This window comes from Microbacterium sp. UBA7513 (assembly GCF_002478345.1).
Classification (GTDB): Bacteria; Actinomycetota; Actinomycetes; order Actinomycetales; family Microbacteriaceae; genus Microbacterium.
This window is the reverse complement of record NZ_DLNJ01000008.1, coordinates 82,344-95,105: the sequence shown is the minus strand read 5'-3', so window position 1 is coordinate 95,105 and position 12,762 is coordinate 82,344. Positions and strand designations below refer to the sequence as shown.

Here is a 12,762-nt window from a genome sequence, read left to right as displayed (position 1 = left end):
GGGCGGATCAGTCCCGTCCCCGGCGCTTGACGCGCACGGCGGCTCGGAAGGCGTCGCGGTGCGCGCGACCCGCATCCGCCCACTCGCGACGGGAGAGGTCGGGGGTCCCCGCGAGGGCGGACGCCGCCCGCCAGGACGAGACGAGCGTCTCGGCGTCGAGGTCGTCCCCGTCGTACATGTGCACCCACTCGGTGCCCACCTCGCGGGCGAGGGCCTCGTTCGCCTGGTTCCGCGGCACCAGCACCGGGCGGCCCATCGACAGGGCGGCCAGGACGCTGCCCGAGTTGTGCATGAAGCGGTACGCGAGCACGATCAGCTCGGACGACGTCGCGAGCTCCACGAGCTCTGCGTCACTGAGGAAGTCGAGGTGGAGGTCGACTCCGGGGAGCGCGGCGGTGCGTGCGCGGAGGTCGTCGGCGAGTTCCGGAGTGGACGGACGCCCGCCGATGCGCAGGCTCAGCGCCGGCTCGATCGCGACGGCCTCGCCGTAGGCGTCGATGAACCCGTCGAGGCCCTTGTACCTCCGGATCCCGCCGAACGACCCCAGCCGTCCGTGCACGCGCTCCGCGGACGGGTAGACCGCGTACCAGTCGCGGTAGTGCCCGTGCAGGATGAGACTGTGCGGGGTCCCGGCCGGCAGGGGTGTGGTCTCGTTGATGACGATCCGGTAGTCGGTGTGGCGATCGATGAACCGCAGCAGCCAGAGCCGCGGTGCGTTGTCGTCGGGGAGCTCCAGGTTGTGCACCGTGCGCACCACGGCGATCCGCCGCGACAACCGGTGCCGGAAGGCGAGCGCGGTCGTGAGCGCGAACTTCCCCGCGGACTTCCACCAGGTGGATCCGTGGAGCTTCGCCTCCGGCCAGTGCCAGTGGAAGGCGTCGTAACGGCCGAAGAGCGCGGTCTTCCAGGAAAACCGGAGGTGTTCCAGGCCTTCCGTCGTCCCCAGAGCCTCGTCGAGCATCTTGTTGTACGGATTCGTCGTGGGGCGCGGCGCGCCCAGGGACTGCATCACGCGGATGCTCGACGCGGATTCGGTCATCGTGTTGTCCTCCGAAGGGCGACGGTACTCGTCGTAGCGGCGGCCGAAGGCGGCCGCGATGGTGCCGCGACCGCGATGGATCAGGCGGGTGCCGCGGGCGTGATGGGTGATGTTCGAGGTGACGGCGCCGAGGGCCCGGCGCGCCGCACCGACGACGATCCGGGCGATGCCGCCGAGGACGGCGCGCACGCGGAGCACCCCGCGGCGCATCCTCCCGTGCGTGAGCTTCACCGCGATGCGGGTGCCGGCGTTCGCCGAGCTGAACGCCCGCTGGGCCGCCCACGCTCGGGTGAGTCGGGCGGCGACGACGAGGTCTTCCGTCTCGGACTCGTTGCACCAGACGATGCGGCCGCCGCGATCGACGAGTTCGCGGGTGAAGAGCGTGTCCTCGCCGCCGCCGAGCCCGAGAGACGGGTCGAATCGCACTCCGAAGCGACGCACCGCGCGGAGATCGAGAAGGAGGTTCCCCGCGGCGGCGACCGGGAGCACGGTGCCGGTCGGACGCGGTGGACGGCGGAACGTTCCCGAGGCGAGCAGCCACGGATCGACGTCGTCGTCGAACACGGAGATGACGCGGCCCATGACGGCGTCGGCGTCGAAGGCGCGCCACGTCGCGATCAGCTCCGCGAGCCAGCCGGGGCGCGGAACCTCGTCGTCATCGATGAAAGCCAGCAGATCGCGGTCGGCGCACTCGTCGAGCAGCCGGTTCCGGGCCGCGACGATGCCCGGCGTCGGCTCGACGACGTAGCGGACGGGCAGGGCGGCGCTCGCGGCCACCTCGCGCGCGGAGCCGGCGGCGTCGTTGTCGACGACCAGCACCTCCACGTCCACGTCCACGCCGAGATGCGTGCACTCCGCGATCCGGTCGGGGAGTGCACGCAGCAGCGCCGCCAGCAGCTCCGGCCGTCGGTAGGTGGGCACGCCGATCGTCACGGCGATCGCGTCGCCCGTCCCCGGTCCCCTCGTCATCCGCCTCATCCCCATGGCAGTCGTGCGCCTGTGTCCCCGCGCCGGCTCATCGTACCGTGAACGGCGGGTGCGCCGAGCCGCCTCTGGCGTATAGTCGGTGTCCTGGGAGTCGACGCCGGTCGCGACTCTGGGGAATTCGACCGGCGACCCGAGCGGACCGTGAGGGCGGATCCGGGGGGAGGATCGCGTGTCAATCGTGCACGGACGGCTGGCCGTCGTCGTCGTGAACTACGCCTCGGCGCGGCTGCTCGAGCGCAATCTGGTGCTCGTGGAGCGCGAGGCCCGAGCCGTCGACGAGGAGACGCTGATCGTCGTCGTCGACAACTGGGCGGGTACCGCGGAGCGCGAGGCCGCCGTCGCCGTCGCACAGGCGCATGGATGGACCCTCCTCACCCCCGAGACGAACAGCGGATTCGGCGGCGGCGTCAACATCGGGGTCGCCCGAGCGCTCGCCGACGGTGCGACCGACGTCCTCGTGATCAACCCGGACGCCCATATCGACCGTGCATCGCTCGCGCGCCTGGCCGCGGTCACCGCGGCCTCGCGCACGACCCTCGCCTCGCCGGTGATCACCGACTCCGACGGACGCACGTGGTTCGCCGGCATCGACCTCCTGCTCGAGGACGGCACGATGCGCGCGCGCCGCAAACGCCGGGCGGACGACGTGCGCCCGTATGAGGCGTGGCTGAGCGGCGCCTGCCTGTGGATCACCCGCGAGGTGTGGGCGCTCTCGGGAGGCTTCGACGACGAGTACTTCCTCTACTGGGAGGACGTCGACTTCTCCCGCCGCGTGGTCTCGGCCGGAGGCACGCTCCTCCTCGTCGAGGACGCGACGGCCGTGCACGACGAAGGCGGCACGCAACGCGCCGAGCCCCAGCTCGCGAGGGCGAAGTCGGAGGGCTACTACTTCTACAACATCCGCAACCGGATGCTGTACGCGGTCCGGCACCTCGACGACGAGACCGTGCATCGCTGGCGCCGGTCGATACCCCGTACCGCCCGCGAGGTGATCCTCCGCGGCGGCCGCCGACAGCTGCTGCACTCCGCCGCTCCGCTCCGCGCCTACGTCCGCGGGGTGCGCGAGGCCCGGCGGATCTCGCGACTCTCCGGCACGGACTCGAAGGGAACGACATGGTCGTAGACGCCTACCGACAGCTCGCACGGGCGCAGAAGGGGCACGCGCGTGGTGCACCGGCCTACTCGGTCTACGTGAACCGCCGGCTCGGACGCGTACTCGCCGCGGTGGCGTTCCGGCTCGGTCTCACGCCGAACCAGGTGTCGATCATCAGCGCCGTCCATTCGTTTGCGGCGATCGGTCTCATCGCCTTCGCCCCGGTCACCGTGCCGTTCGGGCTGCTCATCGCGCTCCTCCTCGTCCTCGGCTACGCGTGGGACTCCGCGGACGGTCAGGTCGCCCGGCTCCGCGGCGGGGGGAGCCCGCAGGGCGAGTGGCTGGACCACTTCATCGACACGCTCAAGATCGCGTCGCTGCATCTGGCGGTGCTGATCGGCCTGTACCGGGTCCTCCCGGAGACGCCGTCGCTGCTGCTGATCCCCATCGTGTTCAGCATCGTCGCCACGACCACGTTCTCGGGCATGCTTCTGAACGACCTCCTCAAGGGCAAGCACGCCGTCGCGTCCACGCACGAGCGCGGCGGAGGCACCCTCCGGCGCTCGCTCGTGCTGCTGCCGACCGACTTCGGGCTGGTCTGCCTCGTCTTCGTGCTCTGGGGCTGGACGCCGGTGTTCCTCGTCGCCTACACCGCGCTCTGTGCCGCTGCGGTCCTGTTCCTCGCGCTCGCCGCGGTGAAGTGGTTCCGCGAGATCGGAAGGCTCGGTGACGCGGCATGACCGGCGGCTCGATCCTCATCGTGTGCGCGGCCAACGTCTGCCGCTCCCCCTTGGCCGAGCTGGCGCTGCGGCGCGGGCTGGGGGAGGGGTCCGCGTTCTCGGTGCGCAGCGCCGGCGTGCGCGCCCACGACGGCGACCCGATCTGCGCCGATGTCGCCGCGCGGCACACCGACGAGGGCTGGCAGGCGCAGTCGCGGGCGCATCGAGCCCAGGAGGTCACGCCAGAGATGCTCGCCGAGGCGGACCTCGTGCTGACCGCCTCGCGCGATGTCCGGGGGGAGCTGGTGCGAGCGGCGCCCGAGCACCGCGACCGGATGTTCACGCTGCGCGAGGCGGCGCACCTCGGGGTCGGCTTCCCATCCGGGGGGTCCGACGTGGTCGCCGACTACCTCGCGTACCTCGATCGGGCGCGGACACGCGCCGTGCCGCTCGGCGGCCCGCCGCGTCGCGGCGGTGCGCTCCGTCGTCTCCTCGACCGGCGCTCCGCCCAGGACCCGGCGTCCATCGCCGATCGGCATGGGAGTCGGGGCCACTCCGACACCATCACCGAGGTCGAGCAGGCCGTCGATGCGATCGCCGGGCAGCTCGGCGGGCACCGCCGACATTCCTCCTGAGCGGAGGGTTGTGGTTTTCCACGGACCGCACTAGCATTAGCCGACGCCGTGTTCTGCACGGCTGGGGGGAAACCGGAGCCGAGGGGGCTCTGGCTGGGGAATCTGGGTTCTGGGGAGCTGCAGTGTTCACTGTTTCAGCATGCCGTTCTGGGGACGGCTCATCTCGCGCACGACGTGCGCTGTTCATCGCGCCCGTCGTGGCGCTCGCGCTCGCCTTCGCCGGGTGCACGGCGGCACCGGACACCGCGGCGTCGCCGGAGCCCGAGGGCACGAGCACGACCGACTGGACGCCGCCGGCCGATCCCGAGGCGCAAGGGCCCACCGAGGCCCCTGCGCTGACCGAGGAGAGCGGCGCGCTGGACGCGGAGATCGCCCTGTCCACCGACATGGTCGTGACCGTCGACGACATCTCGACCACCGAGATCACGCCCGAGACGCCGGGCGAGTATGCCGGCTCCGCCGTGGTGGTGACCGTGAAGGTCGCGAACGAGTCGAAGCGGGCGCAGAGCATCGACTCCGCCGTCGTCAGCCTCGTCACCGACGACGGCGACGTGGGGGTGGCCACCACCGCGGGTCCGAACGAGCCGCTCCACGGGGAACTGGCCGCCGGCGACGACGCCACGGGAACCTACGTCTTCATGCTCGACCCCACGAAGGGCCGCGCCGTGAAGATCAGTGTGAACTATGCCGCCGGTGAGCCGGTGGCGACCTTCGCGGGCGAGCTCTCCTGAGCTGTGGACGCGACGACTTCCGCCGCGTCTCGTGCGTGACACTTTCAAAGAAGAAATCTGGGGCTGGGGAGCAACATGGGTAAGACATCCACTTCGAGGCGGGCGCTGAGCGCACTCGCGTCGGTCGTGACGGCGGCGCTGCTGATCACGGGCATGACCACGCTGGGGGCGACCGGGGCGGCAGCGGCCGATGCACCGTCGACGCCACCGCCGCTTCTGCAGCGGAACGACGACGTGGTGACGTCGGACCCGATCCCGACCGTGCAGATCGACAACGGGTATGTGTGGGCGCAGACGACGATCGGCTCGACCGTCTACGCGGTGGGCAAGTTCGACAACGCCCGGGCACCGCTCGCCGCACCGGGGACGAGCCTGACCGCCCGTTCCAACGTCCTCGCGTATGACATCAACACGGGTCAGCTGCTCTCCTTCGCACCGCAGGTGAACGGCGTGATCAAGGCCGTGGCCGCTTCGCCGGACGGCAGCCGCATCTACATCGGCGGCTCCTTCAACGCCGTCAACGGACAGACGCGCTGGAACTTCGCCGCGCTGGACGCCGTGACCGGACAGCTCGTGCCCGGCTTCTCGCCCTCGATCGGCGGCAGCGGCGTGTACGCCCTCGCCACCTCGGGCTCGAGCGTCTACGTCGGCGGTCTCTTCACACAGGGCAACGCGACCCCGCGCAAGAACCTCGCGGCCTTCTCCTCGACGAACGGCGCGCTGCTCAGCTGGGCGCCGCAGACGGACCTTCAGGTCGACGCCATGGTGATGGACCCGGCGGGTCAGAACGTCATCGCCGCCGGTCGTTTCTCTCAAGTCAACGGCGACCTGACGATGCGCGGCACCGTCGCGCTCGACAAGACGACCGGTGCGGTGGACAGCGGATGGGCGCTGCCGCAGACGGTGAAGAACGGCTCGAACACCGGGGCGACCTCGGGCAAGGCGGGGATCTTCGGACTCGCGGCCGACGCCGGCGCCGTCTACGGCACCGGGTGGGTGTATGCGGACGCGGCCACGGGCAACCTCGAGGGCACCTTCGCGGCAGAGGCCGGAAGCGGCAAGGTCCGCTGGATCGCGGACTGCCTCGGCGACCACTACGGCGTCTACTCGACCGGCAAGACGGTCTACACGACCAGCCACACCCATGCCTGCAGCACGATGGGCATGCACCCGGAGCAGAACCCGCGTACGCACCGCTACTCGGAGGCGTACACCGCGGACGCCCGCGGTCTGCTCGGCAACCAGCCGGCGGCCGGCGGCACGTACAAGAACTGGGCCGGTACTCCGGCGCCCTCGGCCTACGCCTGGACACCGGACTGGGCTGTCGGCGTGACCACGGGAATGGGGCAGGCCGGTCTCTCCATCACCGGTGCCGGGAACATGATCTCGATCGGCGGTGAGTTCCGCTCCGTGAACAACGGTCGATTCGAGGGGCTCGTGCGCTTCTCCACCAACCCGCCCGGCGGCGCGAAGGACGGCCCTCGGCTGTCGGGTGCCAACTGGACCGGCACGGCGCAGTCGTTCATCCCCGGGCGTGCGCGGATCTCGATCCCAGCGAACTGGGATCGTGACGACCTCACCCTGACCTACGAGCTGCGCCGGACGGGGACCACCGCACCGGTGGCCACCGCCACCGCCCGCGGCACCTGGTGGGACCGCCCCTCGGTGAACCTCGAGGACAAGACCGCAGCTCCCGGGTCGACGCAGGAGTACACCGTCGTCGCGAAGGACAGTGCGGGCAACTCCGTCTCCAGCCAGGCGATGAGCGTGACCATCGCGGCCGGTGCGGTGTCGAACTACGTCAACGCCGTCACGGCGGACGGCCCGCAGCTCTACTACCCGCTCGGCACCGTCGCGCAGGACTGGGCCGGATCCAACACCCCCGTGTTCGGCACGGGAGTGACCGCATCGACGTCCGGTGTGGAGAACACCGCGACCGGCGCCTCGACCTTCACCGGGACGAACACGGGCCGTGTGGCCTCCGGAAGCAAGATCGCCGCGCCTTCCGAGTTCTCGACCGAACTGTGGTTCAAGACCAACACCACCAGCGGTGGCAAGTTGCTGGGCTACGGCGCCGCGGCGTCGGGTGAGTCGACCAGCTACGACCGTCACATCTACATGACCAACAACGGCCGCCTCGTCTTCGGTACCTACAACGGCAGCACGCAGACGGTGCAGAACGGCGCGGCGCTCAACGACAACCAGTGGCACCATGCCGTCGCGACGCAGAGTGCGGACGGGATGAAGCTCTACGTCGACGGCCAGCTCGTTTCGTCGCTCGCCGGGGCCACGACCGCGGAGAACTACACGGGATATTGGCGTATCGGCGGGGACAACCTCGCCGGATGGCCGTCCGAGCCCAGTTCCAAGTACTTCAAGGGATCCCTGGACGAGGTCGCGGTCTACCCGTTCGCGCTCACCCCGACGCAGGTGAAGACGCACTACGGCATCGGCAAGGGCTTCCAGGCACCCGCCGCGGCCTTCTCCGCCACTCCGACCGACCTCGCCGTCGCGTTCGACGCGGAGGCCTCGGCGCCCGCGGGGTCGGCGACGATCGCCGGCTACAAGTGGGACTTCGGCGACGACTCGGCCACGGCGACCGGCAAGACGACGAGCCACACGTACGAGAAGTCCGGCACCTACACGGTGACGCTGACGGTGACGGACAGCAACGGGCTCGCCAGCACGGCGGAGAAGCAGGTCGTGGTGCAGGCGCCGAACATCCTCCCGACGGCTGCCTTCGAGACGACCGCGAACGGCCTGACGGTCTCGGCCGACGCGTCCGCCTCGGCGGACTCGGACGGCTCTCTCGCCTCCTATGCCTGGAACTGGGGGGACGGCACGACGTCGACCGGGCAGGTGGCCACCCACGTGTACGCCACGGCCGGCACCCGCACGGTGACTCTGACCGTCACCGACGATCGCGGCGGCAGCGCCTCCACCACTCGACAGGTGACGACCACGCATGCCGACCCGGTGGCTGCCTTCACGGCGACAGCGTCGGGGCTGAACGTCGACGTCTCCGCCGCGGGTTCGAGCGCGTCCGACGGCGCGACTCTGACCTACTCGTGGAACTGGGGCGACGGATCCCCCGCGGGCTCCGGAGCCTCCGCCGGCCACACCTACGCGAGCGCCGGGGCGCGCGAGATCACCCTGACGGTGACCGACAGCCTCGGGTCGACGGCGACGGCCACCAAGACGGTGACGCTGACCGCTCAGGTGTTCGCGGCATCCGATGCCTTCGGCCGTGTCGTCTCGAGCGGCTGGGGTGCTGCCGACAAGGGTGGCACCTGGGCGCCGGTGAGCGGCTCCGCCGCGGTGCTCTCCGTCGGCGACGGCGTGGGCAAGGTGAACCTGACGCCGGGTGAGACGAGGGAGATGCTGCTGCAGGGCACGTCGGTCCTCGACTCCTCCGCGCGCATCAGCTACACCCTCGCCTCCGGTCCTTCCACCGGGGTGGCGTACGAAGGACTGGGCGCTCGCCGTTCCGGGTCCGCCGGCTACCGGGCCCTCGCCTGGCACCGGGCCGACGGCGCGACCTGGCTCGTGATCCACCGCAACGGCACCGCGATCGCCAGCACCGCCGTCTCCGGGCTCACCTGGAGCGCGGGCAGCTCGTTCACGCTTCTCATGGAGACGACCGGGTCGTCCACGACGACCATCCGCGCCAAGCTGTGGGCGTCGGGGTCGGCAGAGCCCGCGAACTGGCAGCTCACCACGACGGATGCGACTCCGGCCCTCCAGGTCGCCGGCGCCCCGACCGTGTTCTCTTACCGCGCGGGCAGCGCCACGGGCACCAACCTCGCCAGCTTCGACGACTTCACGCTGAAGAACCTCGGCACGCCGGCCCCGGAGCCCGAGCCGCAGCCCGAACCGGAGCCCGCGAATGTCGCTCCGGTGGCTGCCTTCACCGCGACCGCGACGAACCTCACGGTCGCCGTGGACGGCAGCGCCTCGACCGACTCCGACGGCACCATCGCCTCGTACGCATGGAACTTCGGCGACGGGACGACCGGGACGGGTGCGACGAGCAGCCGCACCTACACCGCGGCGGGGACCTACACCGTCACCCTCACGGTGAAGGACGACAAGGGGGCCACGCACACCACCAGCAAGCCGGTGACCGTGACGGCGCCTCCCGTCGAGCCCGAGCCGCAGCCCGAGCCGCAGCCGGCTCCGGTGGCCGACGACGGCTTCGACCGTACTGCGGGACCCGGGTGGGGCACCGCCACGGTCGGCGGGGCGTGGACGATCGCGGGCGGTTCGCAGGCGGCGGCGACGGTGGCCGACGGTCAGGCGAAGCTGAACCTCATCGCCGGGGACACCCGCCACGCGACGCTCAACACGACGTCGGCCGCCGACACGGTGCTCGAGACACAGTTCCGGGTCGACCAGGCCCCTGCGGCGGGCGGCGCCTACATCGGCGTGATCGCGCGGCAGTCGGCGGCCGGAAAGTACTTCGTCCGCGCCTGGCTGCGTCCCGACGGCACGGTCTGGCTCGTCGTGCACCGCGAAGGGACCGTCCTGCGCACGCAGGCTGTACCCGGGCTGGTCTGGGCGGCGAACACCTCGTACAACCTCGAGGTGTCCGTGACCGGGACGACGTCGGCGACGCTGTCCGCCAAGTTCTGGCCGACGGACACCACGAAGCCGGCAGCCTGGCAGATCACCACGACCGACGCGGCGCCCCTGGGTGCCGGCGCGGTGGGTCTGAGCGGCAACCGCTCCGGCAGCGCGACCGCGCCGCTGGGCGTGTCGTTCGATTCGTTCCGCGTCACCGCACCGCAGTAAGATCCTGACGCATGGCCACTGCTGTCCCGATCGCGCTCCTCGCCTTCGGCGGAATCGCGGCAGTGGCCATCGTCGTGTTCGCCCTCCGGCTGCTTCCGCGCGTCGCCTTCGCGGTGTGGGCCGTCGTGCTGTTCTTCGTACCGCTCTGGGTGGGTGTCAACCTCGGGTTCTACTGGGCGGGGATCACCCTGCTCACCGTCCTGCTGATCATCGTGAACTGGTCGGTCGTGCCGCTGCGCGCCGCCGACGCCTGGGTCGCGGCGTTCGTCCTCGTCGTGGTCGGCCTGTACGGGTTCGGCACTGTCGACCTCGCCTCCCTCGTCGCATCGCTCCTGGAGTGGGTGATCCCGTACATCTGGGGGCGCGTGGTGCTTGCGCGCGTGACGACCGACTGGATCACGTCGACGATCGCGGTCGTGGCCATCGTGGCAGCGGCGCTTGCGGTGGTGGAGTTCCTCACGTCCTTCAACCCCTTCGTCCTCATCCCCGGGTCGGGTGTGGTGTACGAGACGTGGAGTCCGCTCCAGGAGCGCGGTGGGGTGCTGCGTGCGGAAGGGGCGTGGGGGCATTCGATCGCGCTCGGCGCGGCATTGGCGATGTCCTCCGCGTTCGTCGTGGCGACCAGGTGGCGGCTGTTCCCGAAGATCACCGGCATCGTGCTCATCGCCACCGCCACGGTCTTCACCTTCAGTCGTGCCGGCCTGCTCACCCTGGTGCTCACCCTGGTCCTGTCCACCTTCCTCATCGTCGGCGTCTCGACACGCTTCCGGGTGACGGTGGCGGTGGCCGGAGTGATCGGCGCCGCGATCGTCATCCCCGTCATCGATTCCGTGTTCGGTGCGGCGGGGGAGGAAGCCGGGGGCAGCGCCGACTACCGCACCGATCTCCTGGTCCTCCTGGAGCAGGTGCAGCTGTTCGGCAACCCCGGCGACTGGCATTCCCTCGTCTCCGGCGACTACTACCTGGGGTACTTCGCGCGCTCGGTGGACAACGCCCTCGTGCTCACGCTGCTCCGGTACGGCTACGTGCCGACGCTGCTCATCATGGCGGCCGTCGTCTGCGCGGCGCTCCTGGCCGTGCGGCGGTCGACACGGAGTCCTGCCGCCCTCGCTGTCGTCGGGCAGCTTCCGAGCCTGGTCGTCGTCGCCCTCATCACGCAGTACAGCATGTTCCTGTGGTTCTGCGTGGGGCTCGCGGTGACCTGGGCGCGAGACGCGGGGACACGATCCACCGCGGCCGATACGGCATTCCTGCGCGATCTGGACACGTCGGCACCGCCGCCGACCCCAGCCGCTCCACAGGTGCGGCAAACGTGAGGGAGACGTGCAGATGGCTCCTCTAGAATCGAGACCTCAGGGGGAATGGGGAGTCATGGCCGAGAGCCGGGTCAGCCTGCGTGTCATCGCGGGCTCACTGCGTAAGTTCTGGTGGTTGATCGTGCTGTGCGGCGTCGTGGGCGCCGCAGGGTCATACGGATACGCGTCGCTGCAGACGCCGTTGTTCCAGGCGACCACCTCGCTCTACTTCGCGCTCAACCAGGGCACGAGCGCCTCGGATCTCAACCAGGGGTCCGTGTACACCCAGAGCCAGATGCTCTCCTTCGCCCAGCTGGCGACGAGCTCGCGGGTGCTCGACCCGGTGATCGAGGAGCTCGGTCTCGACACGACACCCCGCGCGCTCGCCAGAGACATCGAGGTCACCATCCCGCAGAGCACGGTCACCCTGCGCGTCACCGGCATCACCGACGACTCGGAATCCGCCGCCGATCTCGCGAACGCGGTCGCCGAACAGCTCATCACGGTCGTGAAAGACGTCGCCCCGAAGGACCCGCAGGGCGAGTCCACGATCACGGCCGAGGTCATCGACGACGCCGTGGTCCCGGAGTTCCAGTTCACCCCGAGCAAGCCGAGGGATGCAGCGCTCGGCGGGTTCCTCGGTGGCGTGCTGGGCCTCGCGGCCGCTCTGATCATCGGAGTGCTGGACACGCGGGTCCGCAACGAGGAGGCGCTGACGCAGGCCGGGGGAGATCCCGTGCTCGGCGTCGTCTCCAAGTCGCCGTTGCTGGAGGCGCGGGGAATCGCCGTCTCCCAGGAGCCGCTCGGCCACACGTCCGAGGAGTTCCGGCGCATCCGGTCGGCGCTCGCGTATGCGAACGTCTCGTCCCGGGTGAAGGTGCTGCTGGTGACCTCCGGCATGCCTGCCGAGGGCAAGTCGACCGTGTCGGTGAACCTCGCGATGACCCTTGCGGCGCTCCGCAACTCCGTCCTCCTGATCGACGCGGACATGCGGCGTCCGCGCGCCCACGAGCACGCCGGTATCGACGGTTCGGTCGGACTCACCAGCGTGCTGCTCGACGAGGTCGAGTTCGAGGTGGCGAAGCATCGTGTCGCGGACACCACGCTCGACATCCTTCCGGCCGGTACCATCCCGCCGAACCCTGCCGAGCTGCTCACGTCGGCTCGCATGGCGCAGCTTCTCGACTTCGCGGCCGCGGACTACGACTACGTCGTGATCGACTCGCCCCCGACGCTCAGCGTCGCGGACGCCAATCTCCTGGCCACCCAGACGGACGGCGTGATCCTCGTCGTCGACGCCACGAAGACGAGGCGCGCAGCGTTGGAGAAGAGCATCAAGTCGCTGGAATCGGGCGGCGCACGCATCCTCGGCACCGTCCTCAACCGCGCACGTCCTGATCGTCACCGCAGCGAGTACTACAGCGAGTGACCGACCCGCGGTCCGCTGTGCGCGGGCACGCAGCATATCGGTG

The 12,762-nt window shown here is 70.3% G+C and carries 8 protein-coding genes; 7 read left to right on the top strand and 1 reads right to left on the bottom strand.

Going from position 1 to position 12,762, the window contains the following annotated elements; all coding sequences use genetic code 11:
- Positions 1-7: 7 nt before the first annotated feature.
- Entirely contained in the window at positions 8-2,008 is a 2,001-nt protein-coding gene (locus B2W79_RS04815) for a glycosyltransferase (RefSeq protein ID WP_292787537.1), read from the bottom strand.
- Between the two features lie 187 nt (positions 2,009-2,195).
- On the opposite strand from B2W79_RS04815, the gene B2W79_RS04810 reads away from it, so the two are divergent.
- From B2W79_RS04810 to B2W79_RS04780, 7 genes are all read left to right on the top strand, one after another.
- Positions 2,196-3,149 carry a glycosyltransferase family 2 protein gene (locus tag B2W79_RS04810; protein WP_292787535.1) on the top strand — a complete coding sequence of 318 codons (954 nt, stop codon included), beginning with the start codon at positions 2,196-2,198 and terminating at the stop codon, positions 3,147-3,149.
- Complete coding sequence (locus tag B2W79_RS04805) at positions 3,140-3,859, top strand: CDP-alcohol phosphatidyltransferase family protein (RefSeq protein ID WP_071327708.1); 720 nt, start codon at positions 3,140-3,142, stop codon at positions 3,857-3,859. Before B2W79_RS04810 ends, B2W79_RS04805 begins: the two co-directional genes overlap by 10 nt.
- Positions 3,856-4,473, top strand: coding sequence for a hypothetical protein (locus tag B2W79_RS04800; protein ID WP_071327707.1), 618 nt, complete (start codon positions 3,856-3,858; stop codon positions 4,471-4,473). Before B2W79_RS04805 ends, B2W79_RS04800 begins: the two co-directional genes overlap by 4 nt.
- A 197-nt stretch (positions 4,474-4,670) precedes the next feature.
- On the top strand, positions 4,671-5,204 hold the full coding sequence (locus B2W79_RS04795) for a DUF4352 domain-containing protein (RefSeq protein ID WP_071327706.1): 534 nt from the start codon (positions 4,671-4,673) through the stop codon (positions 5,202-5,204).
- 75 nt (positions 5,205-5,279) lie between these two features.
- Positions 5,280-9,995 carry a PKD domain-containing protein gene (locus tag B2W79_RS04790; protein ID WP_292787531.1) on the top strand — a complete coding sequence of 1,572 codons (4,716 nt, stop codon included), beginning with the start codon at positions 5,280-5,282 and terminating at the stop codon, positions 9,993-9,995.
- Between the two features lie 11 nt (positions 9,996-10,006).
- On the top strand, positions 10,007-11,311 hold the full coding sequence (locus tag B2W79_RS04785; RefSeq protein ID WP_292787529.1) for a hypothetical protein: 1,305 nt from the start codon (positions 10,007-10,009) through the stop codon (positions 11,309-11,311).
- Positions 11,312-11,366: 55 nt separating this feature from the next.
- Positions 11,367-12,719: a polysaccharide biosynthesis tyrosine autokinase gene (locus B2W79_RS04780; RefSeq protein WP_292787527.1), complete on the top strand. Its 1,353-nt coding sequence runs from the start codon at positions 11,367-11,369 to the stop codon at positions 12,717-12,719.
- Positions 12,720-12,762: the final 43 nt, after the last annotated feature.